Below are 19170 nucleotides of genomic sequence, written 5' to 3'. Positions count from 1 at the left end.
CCGCCGTCGTGGCTTAATTGAAAACAGCCTGATAGACGATGCCCTGCTTGTCACGGGCGACCGGCACGAGAAAAATATCGAGCGCCCCGAGCGACGCATTTTTCAGCCGATAGATCTGCTGCGGCAGCACGATCGCCGAACCGCTGCGGAAGACGAGGGAAAAGGGGGCGCGAAGCATGCCGGGCATGATGTGCGTCGTGCCGGGCGTGGCTTCTGCCAGGGTCAAGGGCATCGTGCTCTCTCCCAAAGACAGATCGAACGCCTGACCGACGCAACCCGCGAAATGTTGAAGCGTCAGCAGTTCCATGCGCGGATCCCCTTGATGATTCCCGTCTGGGTCGTTCCCGACGTTTCTACACCATGGAAGTTGAACACAAAAGCCTCAGCCAGCGAGGATTGGCACGTCGCGATTTGAGAACGGCAAAAGCCGGGAGCGGCGCGAGCAACGCACTCCGCAGCCGCGAACATCGCCGCCCGGTCTGCCATCGCGATCACTGCAGCAATCGCGCGAGCCCGGTTCGAAGGTCGGTTGCGCAGCGATAGTCGAGTTTTGCCTGGAGCGCTTCAACACACCCGCGCGATCGCCTGACTTCACCCAGTAGGCCGTCGATATAGGTGAGATCCGAGCGGCTGCCGGTTTCCTCGATCATGATCCGCGCAAGGTCGCTGATCGATGTCTCAACACCGCTGCAAACATTGACGATGCGCGCGCCCGTGTCCCAGCGGCCAAGCGCGTGCAGCAATGCCTCCACGACGTCATCGACGTGGACGAAATCACGGGTCTGGCGACCATCGCCATGGATGGTGATGTTTTCACCGCGCTCCAGCCGTTCGGCAAACTTCGCGATCACGCCGGAATAGGGAGACGATGGATCCTGCCCCGGCCCGTACACATTGAAGAAACGCAAGCCCAGGCTCGCGATACCATAGACCTCGTAGGCAGATCGCGCGTGAAGCTCGCAGGAAAGCTTGTCCGCACCGTAAGGCGAAAGCGGGATACAACGTCCGGTTTCGGAAAGCGGCAATTCCTGGCTCGCCCCGTAAACCGCGGCCGATGAGGCGTAGACAAGGGGAAGATGCGCCTGGGAATGGGCAAGCTCCTCGATGATCGTGAGGAAACCGGTTATGTTGATTGCGTGCGATGACGTCAGTTGGCGCTTGCACCGTTCCACCGAGGAGATCGCCGCCAAATGGATGCAGGCGTCCACACTGGCGAGCGCGCGGCGCAAGGCGTCGCGGTCGAGCACCGACCCCTCGATGAAGGTCGCAGCCTGCGGAACGTTTTCTCGCTTTCCCGAACTCAGATCGTCGAGGATGGTGACGTCGTGGCCGGCCTTCACCAGCCGCCGGGCAAGGTGGGCGCCAATAAACCCGGCTCCACCGGTAACCAATATCCTTTTCAAGTCGATTTCCCTCGCGACACCTCATCGCGATCGGAGGCGCCTGGATCTTAAGTGCAGGTGGTTTCTTCCTGAGCCGCCGAGCCGGCCGGAGCGCGACCGGCCCTCGGCCAGTGCGTCCGTAACCGGACCTTCCGTCTGGGTTGCAATCTTCCCTGTCGCCCGGGCGGCGTCAAGGCTTCGGCCATCAGGTTTACCGTTTCGCTGAGATGTCGTCGCTTGGGAAAGCGACAAAGCCGAGGCGTGTCCCAGGCGAGACCGGTTGAACCGCCCAGTGCCTTAGGGCGCGGGGCAACCAAGGATCAGGTCTTCGACCTCGGATCCTGAGCCGACGCGCATCAGGACCTTGAACCGGCCGTCGGCGCCGACCTCGAAAAGCGTACCCCCGTTTTCGCCCTTCTCGTTCGTCCGGGTCACGATCAGCAAGCTTCCGGCGCCGCTCAGATAGGATCGAATGTTGGACACGGCCAAGCGGATCTGCGCGTTGGAGAAGTAACTCCTGTTGAGAATGTTCGCGGCTCTGACGAGATCGAAGCGGCCGGCGAAGTCCGGCGAGCGCCGCATGATGTCATCCTCGACGAATGCGATGGAATCGTCGCGCGACAACGACCGCGTGATCATCTGGACCGGCTCGCTCCTGCCGCTACGGATCAGCGCGCGAAGGCGCGGCTGCAGCATGGATTTCGCCAACTGGCGCGGAATGAAGGCAAGGGAAACATAGTCGAGCCGTCGGATCCAGGGGCGGATCGCAAGACCGGCGACATCATATTGCAGCGGCCAACCTTCCGGATCGGCAAGAACGCGAACCCCTGGCGCCACGTCGACGATGTGCGCGTCGATGAAGAGATCGGTGGCGGTGATCTTCGGTTTCGCCCCGCAGGCCTCCAGGTATCGCAAAAGCTCGACCGTCGTCACGCCGGTGGAAACGCCGACATCGAGCACCTCCCGCAACTGCCCTGCCCTCTGCGAAAGCAAGGGCCTGAATGCCGTTTCCAGCTCGCGAAAGCGCGACGGCTGTGTGAGCTTGAAGGTGCCGTTTCGCATCTTCAGTCTTGCGAAGAACTCAGACTCCCGGACCCAGTCCGTCGAGCCGTCGTTTCCCGAATAAAATTGCCGGGCGCTCATCACCATGGTCGGACAACCTGTAAAAACTGCCTGCGGCTCTCGAACCCTGGGGGGCGTCTGGTAGCGGCCGATTGCTCTGCCGCCTGCCTTTCCAGACAGGGGCTCAGCGCCCGCTAAAACGATCCTGAGGGTAAACTGGCCGACATCGGCTCCCAAAACATGAAAACGACAACAGTTAATTTCAGTATATTCGAAAACAATGCAGGGATAATACCAACTCCCCCGGAGATTCCAAGTTACATTTCAGCAGTTGCTTTCGAATGAGCCGCTGCGTGATGCCACGATCCCGGTGGCCCGATCGTGTCGCCTCCTGCTTTCTCCACATACCCCGACAGAACGCCGCGACTGCTCAGGGCAGATCCTGTGACGGGTGCGACGAACGGCGGAACCGAGAGGCGCCGGTATCTGCGCCGGCCGTCGTCAATGTCGGCGGACCGGGCTTGATCAGATCGTAAAGATCCTCGTAGCACGAGACGGTCCGGTCGATCGAAAAGCCCTGCGCACGGCGACGCGCATAGGCTGTTGCATTGCGATACTTCTCGTCATCACTGGAAAGTTCTCGAATGCGGTCGGCAAGCTGCCCGTGGTTTTTCGCCGGGAAGCGGTAGTCGTCGTTGTCAACGACGACGGCCAGCCCTCCGACATCGCTGACCAGCACCGGCAGGTCCGACGCCATCGCCTCGACCACCGCCACCCCGAAGCCTTCCCAGTGGGACGATTGCACATAGAGATCAAGGCGGCCGAGGAACGCCGGGATATCCCGGACCAAGCCGGAAAAGTGGACGCGCTCGCGCACGCCCAGAGCGCCAGCGAGTTCTTCGACGATCGGACGGCGGTCCCCCACACCGGCAAAGACCGCATGGACATTGCCCGGAAGCCGCTGGAGGGCGCGCACGATGGTTTCCTGGTCCTTCTTCTCGGTGAAGCTTCCGACCATGCCGATGTAGAAGAGGCCATCCTGTCTCGGCTTGCGGTCGCGCGCCGACGCAAACCGGTCCAGGCTGACGCCGTTTTCGACGATGTGGATTTTCGCGGCCATAGGCGCCAGCCATTCGGACAGGTGGTCGCGCACAGGTGTGCTGATCGCCGCAACACAGTCGTAACGGCCATAGACCCAGCGCTCGATGCCGCGCAGCCACCGCCTCGCCCTTCGGCGGTTCCAGGTGTTGTGCTCGGTGTAGATTTTCCGAAAGGGCAGGAGCGCGCAAAAATAGAGGGACGGAAACAGGTGGACGTGCACGACGTCCGCTGCGCGCATCGCGCGCCATGCTTTGGCAATCGAACGGGGGCTCGACAGCTTGACCGCGATGATCGTCACGGCAGCGAAGGCCGTGTCTTCGAGGAGCTCGTTATTGGCTCCCTTCCACACGATTACCGTTGCCGAAAACCGCGTCTGTCGCTGCGCCATTTCCACGACCAGGCGCTCGGCACCGCCGTTTCCGTTAAGGTCGTTGATGATGTGAACGACGCTGCCTGCCATCGTAAGACAATCGCCTCAAATATCCCTCGAAGGCGATTATGCATAGCAACCGTCAATTCAACAACTATTAGTAATGTATACATCGAAAATTATGAGTTTCTCATTGAAGCGCTAGAAACACGTGCAACCGAAAAGTTTCTAGAAAAGCATCGTCGCGGTTGTTCTTTTCTTGGAGAACACTCGCGACTATTCTGAAAAAGGTGAAATGTGCCCGTCAGATCAATGCCATGCGCTCAAGAAGCAGCTTGTTCACGGCATGCACGTCGAACTTTGATTGGGCGAGTTCACGTGACCTGAGCCCCATGTCCGCAATCAGCGAAGGCGCTCTCAGGAAGCGGCACATGGCTTCGGCCAGTTGCTTGGCGTTGCGCGGCTCCACCAGGTAACCATTGAGCCCGTCGACCACCGTCTCGTCGCAGCCCGGCAGATCGGTGGTGACCACCGCGCGCCCCGTCGACATCGCCTCGAGAATGCTGCGCGGTATGCCCTCGCGATAATAGGACGGTAGGACGAAAACGCTGCAATTGGTGAGATGCGGACGCACATCCGTGGTTTCGCCGAGATAGTTCAGGCTGCCGTCCTTGACCCATCCGTCGATGGTCTCAGCCGAGATCGCCGCCGGACTGGGATCGAACTGCCCCAGAAGACGAAATTCGGCCTCCGGAAATTGTTGGCGGACGATGCGCGCGGCCTCGACATATTCGCTGATCCCCTTGTCCTTCAGCAGGCGGGCGACAAGCAGAAAGACCGGGCGCCCGCTGGGCGGGCTCGAAAAAGCATAGTGGTCGAGATCGACCCCAGAGCCCGGGACCAGCGTCAGTTCGCGCTGATCGGAGATCAGCCTGCAGCTCTCGATGTCGGCGGAATCCGCGCGGTTATAGGCAAAGACCCCGCCAGCCCCCTTGAGCGCCAGCCGGTAGAGCAGCACGCTCAGCTGCTTGATGCGGCGCCCGACCCACCGCTTGCTTGCGGCATCCGAGTAGACATGGCCAAGGCCGGTCACGAGAAAATACCGTCGCTTGACGCCGGCCAGCCGGGCGGCAATGCCGCCGTAAACGATCGGCTTCATCGTATAGGGGATCACGACATCGATCTGCCGTGAACGAAAGAGCCGCCAGTAGGACCAGAGCGTCGTCAGATCCGTCAGGGGATTGAGCCCCGTGCGTGCCATCGGCGAGCGGACGAACTCCACACCGATCGCGGCAAGCTGACGGACGACGTCCTCGTCCTCTTCCGGCCCGACTGCCAGAACCGAATGGCCGGCCTCGACCAGGCGCCGCAGCAGCTCCAGCCGAAAATTGGTGAGCGAACGGCTGTAGCTCGAAAGCACCGCGATCCGCTGTTTCGGCACCACGCCGGCAACCGCCGATCCAGCGGTAACCGCAACCCGCTGTGGCGGCTGCCTGACCGGAGAATAGTCGCTCGCGTCAATCAACATCAGGCCGCGCTCCATACAAGCGTTCGAAAGATCGCACAGATCACATCGGCATCGGCGTCGAAGGCGGGCCCCGCCTAAGGCTCGACAGCGCTGCTTGCAGGACATCGTCAGTCAGATGCGTGACATCGGCGTCGGCGGCCCCTTCCTCCCCGTCATCCGACGAGAGCGCCCCAGCGGTACCTTCGGCCGGATGCTTGTCGAAGCCGGGAATGAGGCTGTTCATGATCGCAAAAACCATCGCCTGGTCGCCGAGTTCGGCAAAAAGCTTCAGGCGCGCGAACATCTCCTTGAGTGTCGTCAAGGGGACGGCATTCGGGATCGCGCCGAGCACGCCCGGAATGGGAGAGCTGATGCGTTGCTCGCCGCTATCGAACAGCTCCTCATAGAGCTTTTCGCCGGGCCTCAGGCCGATGATCTCGATGTCGATGTCCTTGCCCGGCGTGAGACCGGCAAGCCGGATCATCCGCTTGGCGATGTCGATGATCTTGATCGGCTCATTCATATCGAGAACGAAAATCTCGCCCTTGCCGATTTCGCCTTCGAGACCGTAGGCGGAAGCCTGCAGCGTCAGTTCGACGGCTTCGCGAATGGTCATGAAGAAGCGTGTCATGCGCGGATCCGTCACCGTCAGCGGGCCACCCTTGGCGATCTGCCGCTTGAACAACGGGATCAGCGAGCCGCTCGAACCGAGCACGTTGCCGAAGCGAACGGTCATGAAGCGCGGGCCGGAGCCCTTCTTCAGGCAATGAAGGTCGAGCGCCTGGCAATAGAGTTCAGCCAGCCGCTTGGTCCCGCCCATCACGCTGGTCGGGTTTACGACCTTGTCGGTCGACACCTGCACCATCGCCTGCACCTTGAAGCGGCGGGCGGCATTCGCCACGTTCATCGTGCCGATCACATTGGTCAGCACGCCCTCGCAAGGGTTAAGCTCCACCATCGGCACATGCTTGAGTGCGGCAGCATGGAAGACGAGTTCCGGCCGATACTTGGCAAAGACGTCGTTGACACGATTGGCCCGGCGGACGTTGCAAAGGTTTGCGGTTCGTTTGACGGCCGGATAGCGCTCTCCGAGCTCCATATCGATCGCATAGAGATTGTACTCGCAGTTCTCGACCAGGATGAGCTCGGCCGGTTCGCGCGCTGCCACCTGCAAGGTAAGCTCACTGCCGATCGAACCACCGGCGCCGGTGATCAGAACGCGACGGCCGCGGATGAGGCGCAGAATTGCCTCGTTGTCGAGGGCTGCCTGCGGGCGCTCCAGAAGATCCGTCAGCTCGATCGAGCGCAGCTCGAAACGGCTTTCCTGCTTGGCGCTCTTGAGTTCCGTGATCTGCGTCAGGCGCGATACGGTCATGCCACGCGCTTCGGCGCGCCGCATCACATCCTCCGCCCCATCGCCGAACGCCGAAAGCGCTTCGGTAAAGACGACATGGCGCGGCAGCTGCCCACTCTCTGCGAGCGCACAGACCACACTATCGAAATCGCTGAGCGCGCCGAGGATCGGAATGCCGCGCAAGGTCATATCCGTATGCTCCGGCGTCACTTCCAGGCAGCCGACCGGCTTATGGCTGCAATGCGGATCGCGGCGGAGCGCTCTCAGATAGAGGTCTGCCGCATGGCCGCTGCCGACGAGCAAGGTCGGGATCTGCTCGGCATTGTCCTCGGCGACCGGCTGGCGCCGGCTTGGGCGGAGTGCCAGTTCGTCAAGCCGGAAGCTCAGCCGCGAAGCCGAAAGGAATGCGGTCAAAAGCAGCGCCTCGAGCGGCACGACGCTTCGCGGCATATCCTGCAGACGGTTCGCAAAGAACGACATCAAAACCAGCGCCGCCGAACTGATCAAGACGGCCTGTAGGATCGAGCGCAGATCCGAAACGGAGCAGTAGCGCCAATCGCGGGCGTACAATCCGGCGACCGGAAAGGCGAGCGCACAGGCGAGAAGATATAGCGGCCCGGTCGATACCAGCGCCCAGATCAACTCCGGACGGGTCGACATCGCGTCGAAACCGTAGCGCAGGAAAAAGGCTGCCACGAGCGCCAAAGCTGCAGACGCTATGTCCATCGCATAGAGCACACGCGATCGACGAACCTGCTTGACCGAGGATACGGCCGTTCTTGCCGCCAGGCGCAAAAGTGCGCGTCCGACAGCGGCAAACCAGGTGAATATGGTGAGGAACCTTGCCCAGTATCTCGCCATGGACGGCGGAGACGGGGCGACGGCTTGCGTGGGCTGGGCAGCGGCCTCGTTGCGATGCATGCGACACCCTTCGATCCATAGAACGCCATTCAACCGCCGCGCCGAGAACGGACGGACGAATGATGCGCCTTGAGACGTCATGTCTCGTTGAATTTGTTTGGAATAAACTTCTGATACCGATCAGATCATACAAAGTTACCTGAAATCTATTTTATATATGCACGGATACAAGCTTTGGTCTTTGCAATAAAATACGTCAACTTCGCCCAAACTCTCGCACGCCAAAAACTGCGTGTAAATTATCTTTTCGTTTTATCGGAAGCAATTTACCTAATTATCTTAGAACTCAATAGTATTACTTCAAATTAATCCATAGCCCTTTAGGATTAACTAGCGACCATTCCGCTCCTCCGGGAACAGAACGCACCGCTCGAAATATAGAAATAAAATCCAAATTCCGAAAACAAACTCACCCATTCTTACGTATAAAAAGAGATATGATTTTCATTTCCAAAATTAGATAAAGAAAGCCTTGCAGTACATCCAAAAATATACAATTGACAAATCTTAGCGCGATTGGAGAAGGCGCTTCCACACTCCCCAGCACGCACCCCGGAACCGCTCTCGGGTGACGGGCGAGCGACGCCGACAGCCCCCAGACAACCGGAGGCGGCCCATGCCAAGGTGGCGCCCCGCGTATCAGCAGACACGCCGGTTCAGCACAATCTTGCGCGGGAAAGACCTTGTGGGCTCATTCCCCGGCAAAGGCACGGCGATAGGAGTCGGAAATCGGCCGGATCAGATACTCAAGGAAGGTGCGGTCGCCGAGTTCGATGAAGGCGTCGATCGGCATCCCCGGATGCAGTTGCTCCATGCGAACGCCGGCCGGCAGCGGCGTATCCAGGCGCAGCACGGCCCGGTAATAGGGCTCGCGCGTCGCCGGATCGGTAAGGCGGTCGGCCGAGACATGGGCAACCGTTGCTGAAACCTCCGGCGTCAGGCTGGTGTTGAGCGCCGAGAGGCGGACCCTCGCCGGCTGACCGACATGGACGACGTCGATGTCCTGCGGATGAATACGCGCATCGACGACCAGGTCCCCTGTCGGCAGGATCTCCATGATCTTTTCGCCGGGACCGACGACACTGCCGACGGCATTGTAGACCGAGGCGACGACAACGCCATCCACCGGCGCCTTGACGACGGTGCGCTCGAGCACCCGGCGTGCGGCCTCGACCTGTTCTTCGACGTCGGCGAGCCCGGTCTTCACCTCGTTCATCGCGGTCACCGCCTGCTCGACGCGCTGGGTCTTCAGCCGTTCGATCTGCTCACGCGCTTCCGCCACCTGCGTGCGGCTCGACGAGGCTTCCGCCTGCAGCATGCCGACCTGGCCGAGCAGGTCCGCTTCGACGCGGAGAAGCTGCGTGTACTCCGTGCGGTTCGTCAGCCCCTTTTCCAGGAGATTGAACTTGCGCTCGGCTTCGCTGCGCACGATCTGCGTCTGTTTCTCGACCGCCGCCTTCTGCGCGGCCAGACCATCAAGCCCATCGTTCAGGCTTTCGACGCGCTGCTGCAGGATGACGGTTTCGGAGGTGAAGCGCGCAAGCCGGGTCTGAAACTCCTTGACCTGCTCTTCTGTCAGGTCTCGGCTTGCGGCCGACATCGTGGCCGGCGCATTGCCGATCGCGATCGTCAGATCCCGCTTCCCGTCCCGCTCGGCGGCAAGACGCGCCTCCCGCGCCTTCAGTGCCACCCATTGCTTGGCAAGGCGGTTGAGCTGGGTGCGGGCCACGGTGTCGTCGAGGACCACGAGCGTCTGCCCCCTTGCGACGGCATCCCCTTCACGAACCGCGATCTCGCTGACGATCCCGCCTTCCAGATGCTGCACGAGGACATTGCGGCCCGTGGCCGTGATCGTACCGGAAGCGACGGCAGCGCCGGAGAGCGGCGCCGTTGCCGCCCAATAGCCGAAGCCGACAAGGATAAGGGCAAGCGTCCCATAGCCGAGCCGGGCGACAAACCCGGTATCGGTCACGATCGTCTCCCGCCAGGAGCGCCGAGCACCCGCCGCCGTCATGGCCGGTCCCCGGTTCTGCCAGGCAGGAAGGCGGAGATGTTTGCCGGTGGGACGTTCGACGGCCGCTTGGCAGCGGCTGCCTTCGCGGCCCGGTCCGCCCGCTCGGACTGCGCGCGCCGCGCCACCTCGTCCGTTGGGCCGAAGTCATCGATCCTGCCATTTTTCATCACCAGGATCCGGTCACATGTTGTTGCGATCGAAATGCGGTGCGTGACGATGATGACCGTGACGCCGCGCTCCTTCGCGTCTCTGAGCGCCCGTCCGAGTGCCGCTTCCCCTTCACTGTCGAGGTTGGCGTTCGGCTCGTCGAGAACGAGAAGACGCGGAGAGCCGTAGAAGGCGCGCGCAAGCCCGATGCGCTGCCGCTCGCCGCCGGAGAGATTGTTGGAGCCGGGCCCGATCGGCGTCTGATAGCCTTTCGTTTGCGCCAGGATGAGATCATTGGCATGAGCCGCGCGCGCGGCCGCAACCACCGCCTCGTCGGCCGCGTCCGGCTCGAAGCGCGAGATATTGGCAGCGATCGTGCCGGGCAGAAGCTGCACGTCCTGTGCAAGATAGCCGATGAGGCTGCCAAGCTGCGTTGCGTCCCAGGTTCTCAGATCCGCACCGTCGATGGTGATCGAGCCCGCGGTGGGGGCAACGGCGCCGGTCAAAAGCCGCGCAAGCGTCGACTTGCCCGCCCGGCTCGGGCCGACAACCGCAACGCTTTCGCCGGCAGCGATCGTGAAATTCAGCCGTTTGAGGATCGGCTCGGGGTCGGCTCCCGCGTCCGGCGAAACATAGAGCAGATCACGCACAGCGATATCGCCGGCGGGATTCGGCAGCAGAAGCTTGCGGCCATCGGCGTTGCCGGCCTCGATCACCTTTTCGAACCGCGACCAGGCGCTGCGCGCTTCCATTGCCTGCTTCCAGATCCCGACCAGCTGATCGAGTGGCTGCAGTGCGCGGCCCGACAGGATCGAGGACGCAAAGATCATGCCGGCGGTCATCTGCCCCTTCAGGACAAGGGTCGCGCCGACGGCGAGGATCGCCATCTGCAGGATCATTCTGATCGATCGCGATATGCCGCCGAAGATGGCGTTGACGACGAGATTTCCGTCGGCTGCCGCAGTCGCGGCGGCAAACTGGCGGCCCCAGACCTCGCTGACATTGTTCGTCATGCCCATCGCACGCACCGTCTCGGCACTGCGGCTGAACATCTGCGCCGTCAGATTGGCGCTGGTAATCCGCTCCTGCGCGAACTGCGACGCCTTCTTGTTCATGTACTGATTGAGGAAAACCAGGAGCAGGATCACGATCGCGCCGACGGTCGTCATCAGGAAGAGCATTGGATGCAGGAGATAAAGCAGTGCCGCGAACACCGGCGAGAACGGCAGATCGAAGAGGACCGGCGTGCCGCGTGAAGCGATGAAGCCTCGGACCGTCGCAAGATCGCGCAAGGGCTGGATGTCGCCCGGCTCCCTGCCCGTTGCTGCGACCACGTTCGCAAAGGCTGCCGCCCCGAGCTCGCTGTCGAGCTTGGCCGCCATGCGCACGGCATAGATCGCCCGAATCACATCGAGCAGGCCGAGGAATGCGAAGGCAAGGAATGCGATTATCGTCAGATAGACGAGCGTTTCGATGCTCGAAGAGGGCAAAACCCGATCATAGACCTGGATCAGAAACAGAGGCGACGTCAACGCCAGCACATTGACGACCGTCGAGAACAAGCCGAGATCGATAACGCTGCGCCGGAACGCAGAGCGTAAACTGCCGCTTGTGATTCTGTTGTCTACCATGCTGCAACGACACCGTTTCCAGGAATTTGAGTGGGGCCGTATCGATGGAAGTGTTCCCCGATGTCAACGTGCCGGGGGTTGAGTAGATACTATACATCTGTTGTAGCGGTTGCTTATAGATGCTATTTTAAGCCCCCACCATTCAACGCGACAGATCACAGTTTTCACACGCTCCGGTCGCTTGCTGTCTTTGCGCGGCGGTCGGTAAAAGCAACGGCGCGTATTCTGCCCCACTAATAAAGGATGGAAACATGATCGTTAAGGGAAGACCCGTAGCTGACACGCTTTATGGCACGAACGTAGCTGACACAATTTATGGATATGGCGGCGACGACAGCCTTTGGGGCTATGCCGGAGACGACTATCTCGACGGTGGCGACGGCAACGACCGCATGTACGGTGGCGACGGCAACGACTTCTTCAAGGCCGGTCCAGGCGACGATTATGCTGAAGGCGGCGTCGGCAACGACTCCTTCGATGGCGGCCTTGGCAACGACCACTTCGTCGGTGGCCTGGGCAACGACATCTTCGACGGCGAGGACGGCGACGACATCCTCGACGGCGGCGATGGCCACGACACCATGCTCGGCGGTGCCGGCAACGATACCTTCTACGGCGGCGCCGGCGAAGAATACATCGATGGTGGCGCCGGCAATGACATCATCTATGCCGGCGACGGCAATGACGGCTTCGTCAACCGCGTCAACCCGGCGACCGGCAAATTGACGACGCAGGCCGTCGGCGGCGGCGCCGGCGACGACTACATCTATGGCGAAGGCGGCAACGACGCGCTCAAGGGCCAGTCCGGCAATGACCACGTCTACGGCGGCATCGGCGATGACCGGGTCGACGGCGGCGACGGCGACAACTATCTCGACGGCGGCGACGGCAACGACATTCTCGATTCCGAGAGCGGTCGTGACGAGGCCCATGGCGGTGCCGGCGTCGACAAGATCAGCGTCGGCGCAGGCGACGACCTCGTCTATGGTGATGGCGGCAACGACAGCATCAGCGGCGAAGACGGCAACGACACGCTGAACGGCGGCGATGGCGATGACCTGTTCTATGGCGGCAACGGCAACGACACGATCCGTGGCGATGCCGGCAAAGATACGCTTATCGGCGAGAGCGGCTCCGATTTCCTCTGGGGCGGCGCCGACGCCGACCGCTTCGTGCTCAAGGGCGCCGGCGCGCTCGTCGGCCAGGATACCATCATGGACTACCAGGATGGTCTCGATCGCATCGTTCTCGAAAAGCTCGGCATCACCCGCTACGCCAACACCGGCGGCCCCGGCACCGTGTTTGCCTATGACGACCCGAGTGGCGACGTGATCCTCAATGCACAGGATTCGGCTGGTCACGCCTTCCAGATCGTCGTTGACGATCCGAACGGTACTCTGTCTGCGGCCAACTTCAGCGCCGCGGACTTCACCTTCGCATAAAATACCGGCGGCCGCGGGTTTGAATACGCGCTCCGCGGCCGCCACGACTACCCGTCCCTGCCTTCACTGGCAGATCACATCGCGTAAGCTCAGCGCGAGACCGCTTCGCCCAAGGCAAGTGATCGCAAGGCGTCGTCCAGTTCGTCGAGATCGCTGATCCGCCTGTCGGCCTGGTGCGCCTCGTCGGGTGCTGCCGTGCGGTGGACCCGCGCTTCGCGCACCACCATCACAGTTTGCCATCCGCGCCGGCGCGGCGTGACAAAGTCCTTGAGCGGATTGTCGGCGATGTAGACGAGAGCGTCCGGCTTGACGTTGGCCCAGGCCTCGATCGCCTCATAGGCCCGTACGTGCGGCTTCCAGAACTCTCTCCCCCAAAGGTCAGTGAAGATCACCCGGTCGACGAGGGCTTCGAGCCCCAGCGCCTTGACCTTGGCCTGTTGCGTGGCCGCGGGCCCGTCGGTGATGATCGCCCTTAGGCCGACACGCACACGCTCCAGATAGCGGCGCGCATCGTTTGCCAGAGTGATTTCGGGCTGGTGTCCGCGATAGACGGTAACCAACTGGCTTACCAGCGCCTCGTCGGCGGCAATCCCCATCGCCGCCAGGGCCGTATCGAAAACGCGCCCGCTGTGTCCACGCGCGGCAGCGGCCTCGCAATGCCCGGCGAAGCCTTCTACGCCCAGATGGTGCGCCAGCCAGGCATCGACGGCCCTGAAGCCGCTTAGGGCGAAATCCCGCTCCAGATAGAGCGTATCGTCAAGATCGAAGACAAGCACCTGCTCGCCCATCCGCCTAACCCCTGAAGACCGCTGCATCGTATCGCAGCATCAGCACGCCTTCGCGCCAATCGTCGTGCGCTGTTCTCGACAGGCCCGCCACTTCCTCCAGCAGCCATTGCGCAAAGGTCGCGCCGGCGTGGTCCACGAGCGGATAGCCACCGCCGAAACGGGCATTGATTTCGATCACCCGCGGGCCGGTGAGCCGATCGTCCATGACCTGAAAACAGAACGCGCCGCGCAAGTCCGGCAACGCCCGCAAGATGCCCTCGGCCATCGCCCGATGCACCGGATGACGCTCGGTGACTCCCTTTTCGACTTCGCCTGCCCTTATGCGCAGGCGCCGGTGCGAAATGACCGACTGCAAGATGCCGCCGTCATCGACGAACGCATTGACCGTATGCTCCGGGCCGTCGAGATATTGCTGCAGGATCATCGGCTCTGCGGTCGTTTCCGGCAGATCGGCCATTGAGCGCACCATGCTGATCGAGCGGCTTGCGCTCCCGGCATTGGGCTTGAGGAACAGCGGCCAGTTCCAACGCGAAAGCTCGCCGCGAACCTCCTCCAGCATACCGGTTCGCGGGACCGGCACTCCGGCCGCGTCGAGCACGCGCATGGTTTCGAGCTTGTCGCGCACGACGTCGATGACAGGGGGAGTGCTCACATGCACGCGGCAATCGAAGCGGGCGAAATCCCCGGCCGCTGCCGCAAGCGGCACCAGTTCGGGATCGATCGTAGGCACGAGCAGGCGCACGTCATGCGCCCGCGCGATCTCCGCCAGGCGGCCGGTGAACTCCGGGTGATTATAGGCAGGGACCGCGAAGGCCCGGTCAGCGACGGCGCAGGCGGCGCTCAGATCGGGATCAAGGTCGCAGGCCAGAATCTGGATATCGATGTCCAGCGCGCGTGCTGCCCGACGAAAGCACTCGATCAGGCCAACACGCCTTCCCGCGGAAGAGACAAGGATCTTGAACGACCGGTACGCCATACACGCCTTCTCCTTGACTGTTAGGACGAGGGGTCAAGGCAATCGCCGCGGCCCCGCCTGACTGAACCCGATGCCAATGCCCGCGCGATCACGCTCCCAACTTGCTGTGCACCGGGGGGCGCCGGCCGTCGGCTGTACGCCACGCGGTTACCTCGATGCACTGCCGGTCTCCGCACATGACGGTGAAACCATCCGCCGTATGGGTCTGAACTTGCGCGGCAAGGCCGATGTAGCGAAAGGACTCCGCGAAGGCCCGCGCCGCGTCGAAATGGACGACCTTTCCGTCCTGACGTGAAAAGGCGCCAGGATAGGGATCGCCGACCGCCCTGATCAGGCGCAGCACCTCCGCCGCCGGGCGCTGCCAATCAATCAGGCCATCCTCGGCGACCCGCTTTGCGCAATAGCTCGCCAGGCTGTGATCCTGCTCGACCCGCGGCGCCCTGCCGGCTGCCGCCAATTCAACAGCCTCCGGCGCCATCTCCGCGAGATTGCGCACATGCTTGCCGTAGAGACTACGCGCCGTCTCCTCCGGCGCGACCGAAAACAGACGCTGCAGGATGATGGGGCCGGAATCCGTGCCCTCGTCGATCCAGAACAGCGACGAGCCCGTCGTCTTTTCGTCAAGCAGGATGGTCCAGGGGATAACGCCCCTGCCCCGCAGGCGTGGCAGCGCCGACGGGTGAAAACCGATCACGCCGAGCCGCGGGATGGCGCGGAAGGCGTGGCGGCAGATCTGCGACCAGCCGAGGACCAGGACGAGGTCTGGGTCGCTGGCGCGAATGGCTGCAAGCGTATCTTCGCCGTTTACATTGGTCGTATGGCAGACCGCGCTGCCCGCCACCCGCGCCGGCGTCGTCAAGTCCGCGAAATCGGAATGGCGGTCCGCAGCCTCCGGCGGCAGCGTAACCACCAGGGAGGGCAGCATCCCCTTCGCCAACAGGGCATCGAGCGCGATCCGGGATCCTTCGACGGCACCAACCAGAGCAAAACGCATTTTGGTTCTCAAATGCACAATGTGTCAGAGCGCAATATACAACTCGGATCACAACCAAGGGAAGAAATAACCCATCCGGGCGATATAAATGTATTTCAAGTATGATATGACGGGATGCTATTTCAGAGCCAGGCTATACTGCAAGAGAATAATTGCATGACAGTGTCTGCCGTTGTATCTTGAATCCACTGCTTTTCTAGGGTGCGCTCTGGAAGGCCAATTTAGAGTACGAACCTATTTCAGAAATGATCGCATCCGATGTGCCCTCCAAATTCGAGGCAATAGGAAGTTGATGTCCTGGCGTTCATGGCGCGCCCAGGAATTTAATGCTTGTGACCAGCGCCGGGATACACACCAGTGTGCCCCGTCGTCAGGCTCAGGGAATGCGGAGGAATGCCCTAACGGCGGCGCAACTTCGGATCCACGGTATGATTTTGCATTTGATCACCAATTTCAGCGCAAGCGCCGGAGCTGAGACGATGCTCGCGCGCCTGCTCAAGGCGTCATCTGACGAACGCGTCATGGTCGTGTCGCTACTCGATGTCTCGGCGCGAAACCGTGACCTCGCGGACAATCCGCGCGTCGAGTATGTGGCGCTTGGCGCGCACTCGCTCCCAGCCATTCTGCAGGGCACGATGCGGCTCGCCAACATCATCCGCCAGGAAAAGCCGAGCGTCATGCTCTGCTGGATGTACCACGCCATGGTGGTCGGCACGGTCGCTGCCAAACTTGCGCGCCGCGCCACCCCGGTCATCTGGAATGTTCGCCAGTCGCTGGATGATGTGGCCTCGCTGTCACGAAGCTCGCACTTGGCGATCGCCGCTGCCCGAGTGCTCTCCGGTTCGGCCTCCGGCATCATCTACAATTCGTCGCGCGCCCGGGAAATGCACCGAGCCTACGGCTACCGTAACCTGAATTCGGTCGTCATCCCGAACGGCTTCGAAATCCCGGCGGTGGCGGCCGGCCATGAGGCGCCGCCCCGCCGGATCGGCATCGTCGCACGCTTCCACCCGCAGAAGGACCACGCCACCTTCTTTCGCGCCGCCGCTTCGGTGTTGCGCACCCATCCCGACACGCGCTTTCTCGCCGCCGGCCGGGGGCTGGCCTGGGACAATCCCGAAGTCGTGCGGCTGATTGCCGATGCCGGATTGCCGAGCGAGGCCATCGACCTCAGAGGCGAAGTCGCTGACATGGAGGATTTCTACCGCAGCATCGACATTCTCGCTTTGTCCTCCAGAACCGAGGGCTTTCCGAATGTTGTTGCCGAGGCGATGAGCTACGCAAAAATGGTGGTGGCAACGGACGTCGGAGACGCGGCGGAGGTTGCCGGCAATGCCGGGATCGTCGTGCCTGCGCGCAATCCCGAGGCCTTTGCCGACGCCATGCGCAAGGTGCTCGACCTCTCGCCGGAGGAATATGCCCGCTACGCACATCTCGCCCGCGATCGCATCGAAAGCGAATACACGCTGCACAACATCGAACGGCGTTACTCCAATTTCCTGAGGAACTTCTAGCAAGCCACCGCGCGGCTCAAGCTGCGGAAAGAGAATTCGGAGAGGGGGACCGACACATGAACGACAACGACAAGGGGGCTCGACCTACGCGAATGCCGGCGGACTTGGCGCCGACAGTCAGGCGGGCATCATGACGACGCCGATACGCACGGTCATTATCGACGACCATCCGCTCGTCATCGTCGGCGCCCGCGCGACGATCGATACGACCAGCGATATTGTCTGCGTCGGCTCGGCGGGAACAGGTGCGGATGCGCTGGCGCTGATCAAGGAAACCGGGCCGGACGTTTCGGTCATCGATATCGCCCTTCCCGACATGAGCGGCCTTACGCTCGCCGAACAAATCCTCAAGCAGCAGCTTTCGGCCTATGTTGTGGTGATGACGATTTATCCGGAACGTTCCTACGCGCAGCAGGCGCTTCAGATCGGCGTCAAGGGCTTCATCCAGAAATGCTCCGCGCCCGAGCACCTGCTGCTTGCCGTTCGCTCCGTCACGCATGGCGGGCTCTATCTTGACCCGCCGACCGCCCAGGAATTGACCCGCGCGGCGCCAAGTCCCGGATCGCGCGCGTTGAAGACGGCCGGTGTGCCGGGGCTGACCCGTCGCGAGCAGGACGTTCTGCGCCTCGTCGCCCTTGGGTACTCCAATAAGGAAATCGGCGCGCGCGCCAATGTGAGCGTCAAATCGATCGAAACCTACAAGGCCCGTGCGACGGAGAAGCTGCAGCTCCACACGCGGGCGCAGATAGTCCATTTCGCCTTGACCCACGGCTGGATGAGCGCCGTCTAGGCCGTGGTCGGGTCGGGCGCAGGCGGGATTGTCCGCTTGCCCCAATCGAGACAGGAGCCGCCATTGCGAATTGTGTTCGTGCTTTCGGGGCTTGGTGCCGGCGGCGCAGAAAAGGTCGTCAACATCCTCGCGCGCCATCGCTCGGCCCGCGGTGACGACGTGCACGTGCTCGCGCTCAATGCGGAAACCCCTGAGACCTACTTCGCCTACGACCGCTCCGTCCGCGTCGAAGCGCTCGGCGGCGGTTCGTCGGTGCCTGTGTTCAGGACGGCCGAGCGTATCGCCCGATTGCGCGCGCGCCTGCGCGCCCTGTCGCCCGACCTCGTCATCTCCTTTCTGACGAAGGTCAACATCATGGTCGTGCTTGCCAGCCGCGGCCTCGGCCTGCGGCTCGTCCTTTCCGAACGAAACAACTTCAACACGCAAGACATGAACGGACTGTGGCGATTGGCGCGGCCGGTGGCGGCCCGCCTGGCGGAGCGGCTGGTAATGCAGACGACGGAAGCGGCCAATTCGCTGCCGCCGGCCCTCAAAGCCAAGGCCGTGATCATCCCCAACCCGATCACGCTTCAGCATGTGCGTGACAGACAGTCAGGCACCAGCACCCGGGTGCTGGCCGTCGGCCGCCTGGACAGGCAGAAGGGCTTCGATCTGCTGATAGACGCCTTTGCCGATATCGCCGGGCGCGCGCCGAACATGACGCTGACAATCTTCGGCGAGGGCCCGGAACGGCCGGCGCTCGAGGAACAGGTCCGACGTCTCGGCATTTCGAACCGCGTTCAGCTGCCTGGCACGACGAAATCCCCGGTCGAATGGATCAACACCGGTGATATCTTCGTCCTCAGTTCGCGCTTCGAAGGGTTCCCGAACGTGCTGCTTGAGGCGATGTCCGCCGGCCTTGCCAGCATCGCCTTCGATTGCCCCTGGGGACCGTCGGAAATCATCGACACGCCGGCAGTTGGCATGCTCGTCCCCAGGGAGGACACGCGCCGGCTGGCAGAGGCCATAGCCCGCCTGGCGGCCGACGCAACGCTCCGGCAGCAGATCGGCGCCATGGGCGCGCGCGCGGTCGCCGCGCGCTACGCCATCCAGTCGGTCCTTCAGCAATGGGACGACGTCATCGCAGCGCCTGACGAGGCCCAGGCGCTTTACCCGGCAGCGCGCGTATCGACCTGAT

The 19170-nt window shown here is 62.2% G+C and carries 15 protein-coding genes; 4 read left to right on the top strand and 11 right to left on the bottom strand.

The annotated features are described in order from the left end of the window. Positions 1-13: 13 nt before the first annotated feature. From OKW20_RS30835 to OKW20_RS30800, 8 genes are all read right to left on the bottom strand, one after another. Positions 14-307 carry a DUF6916 family protein gene (locus OKW20_RS30835; protein WP_043610790.1) on the bottom strand — a complete coding sequence of 98 codons (294 nt, stop codon included), beginning with the start codon at positions 305-307 and terminating at the stop codon, positions 14-16. 184 nt (positions 308-491) lie between these two features. Further along, a complete protein-coding gene (locus tag OKW20_RS30830; protein WP_429178383.1) occupies positions 492-1391 on the bottom strand; it encodes an NAD-dependent epimerase/dehydratase family protein in 900 nt (299 codons plus the stop codon). A 288-nt stretch (positions 1392-1679) separates the two neighbouring features. After that, positions 1680-2531, bottom strand: coding sequence for an ATP-binding protein (locus OKW20_RS30825; protein ID WP_429119383.1), 852 nt, complete (start codon positions 2529-2531; stop codon positions 1680-1682). 343 nt (positions 2532-2874) lie between these two features. Beyond that, on the bottom strand, positions 2875-4005 hold the full coding sequence (locus tag OKW20_RS30820) for a glycosyltransferase (protein ID WP_429178373.1): 1131 nt from the start codon (positions 4003-4005) through the stop codon (positions 2875-2877). A 214-nt stretch (positions 4006-4219) separates the two neighbouring features. Beyond that, positions 4220-5443 (bottom strand): glycosyltransferase family 4 protein, encoded by a 1224-nt coding sequence (locus OKW20_RS30815; protein ID WP_429178371.1) that lies wholly within the window; start codon positions 5441-5443, stop codon positions 4220-4222. Positions 5444-5483: 40 nt separating this feature from the next. Then, positions 5484-7637, bottom strand: a complete 2154-nt coding sequence (locus OKW20_RS30810) for a polysaccharide biosynthesis protein (protein WP_429178381.1) — start codon at positions 7635-7637, stop codon at positions 5484-5486. Between the two features lie 751 nt (positions 7638-8388). Then, a complete protein-coding gene (locus OKW20_RS30805) occupies positions 8389-9669 on the bottom strand; it encodes an HlyD family type I secretion periplasmic adaptor subunit (RefSeq protein WP_246764824.1) in 1281 nt (426 codons plus the stop codon). Positions 9670-9707: 38 nt separating this feature from the next. Next, positions 9708-11489, bottom strand: coding sequence for a type I secretion system permease/ATPase (locus OKW20_RS30800; protein WP_429178369.1), 1782 nt, complete (start codon positions 11487-11489; stop codon positions 9708-9710). Between the two features lie 251 nt (positions 11490-11740). On the opposite strand from OKW20_RS30800, the gene OKW20_RS30795 reads away from it, so the two are divergent. Beyond that, complete coding sequence (locus OKW20_RS30795) at positions 11741-12931, top strand: calcium-binding protein (protein ID WP_429178367.1); 1191 nt, start codon at positions 11741-11743, stop codon at positions 12929-12931. Positions 12932-13020: 89 nt separating this feature from the next. On the opposite strand, the gene OKW20_RS30790 is transcribed toward OKW20_RS30795, so the two are convergent. The 3 genes from OKW20_RS30790 to OKW20_RS30780 all read right to left on the bottom strand — a co-directional run bounded on the left by OKW20_RS30790 (position 13021) and on the right by OKW20_RS30780 (position 15689). After that, on the bottom strand, positions 13021-13719 hold the full coding sequence (locus OKW20_RS30790; RefSeq protein ID WP_429178365.1) for an HAD family hydrolase: 699 nt from the start codon (positions 13717-13719) through the stop codon (positions 13021-13023). A gap of 4 nt (positions 13720-13723) precedes the next feature. Further along, on the bottom strand, positions 13724-14695 hold the full coding sequence (locus OKW20_RS30785) for an ATP-grasp domain-containing protein (RefSeq protein WP_429178362.1): 972 nt from the start codon (positions 14693-14695) through the stop codon (positions 13724-13726). A gap of 88 nt (positions 14696-14783) precedes the next feature. Then, complete coding sequence (locus OKW20_RS30780; RefSeq protein WP_429178360.1) at positions 14784-15689, bottom strand: methionyl-tRNA formyltransferase; 906 nt, start codon at positions 15687-15689, stop codon at positions 14784-14786. Positions 15690-16117: 428 nt separating this feature from the next. On the opposite strand from OKW20_RS30780, the gene OKW20_RS30775 reads away from it, so the two are divergent. The 3 genes from OKW20_RS30775 (at position 16118) to OKW20_RS30765 (ending at position 19169) form a co-directional block, all read left to right on the top strand. After that, on the top strand, positions 16118-17203 hold the full coding sequence (locus OKW20_RS30775; RefSeq protein ID WP_429178358.1) for a glycosyltransferase: 1086 nt from the start codon (positions 16118-16120) through the stop codon (positions 17201-17203). A 130-nt stretch (positions 17204-17333) separates the two neighbouring features. Beyond that, positions 17334-17993 carry a response regulator gene (locus OKW20_RS30770; RefSeq protein ID WP_429119392.1) on the top strand — a complete coding sequence of 220 codons (660 nt, stop codon included), beginning with the start codon at positions 17334-17336 and terminating at the stop codon, positions 17991-17993. 72 nt (positions 17994-18065) lie between these two features. Continuing rightward, positions 18066-19169 (top strand): glycosyltransferase family 4 protein, encoded by a 1104-nt coding sequence (locus OKW20_RS30765; protein ID WP_429178379.1) that lies wholly within the window; start codon positions 18066-18068, stop codon positions 19167-19169. Position 19170 lies beyond the last annotated feature (1 nt).

The organism is Ensifer sp. LBL (assembly GCF_050435225.1).
Lineage (GTDB): Bacteria > Pseudomonadota > Alphaproteobacteria > Rhizobiales > Rhizobiaceae > Ensifer.
This window is presented reverse-complemented; position numbering and strand designations above follow the sequence as displayed.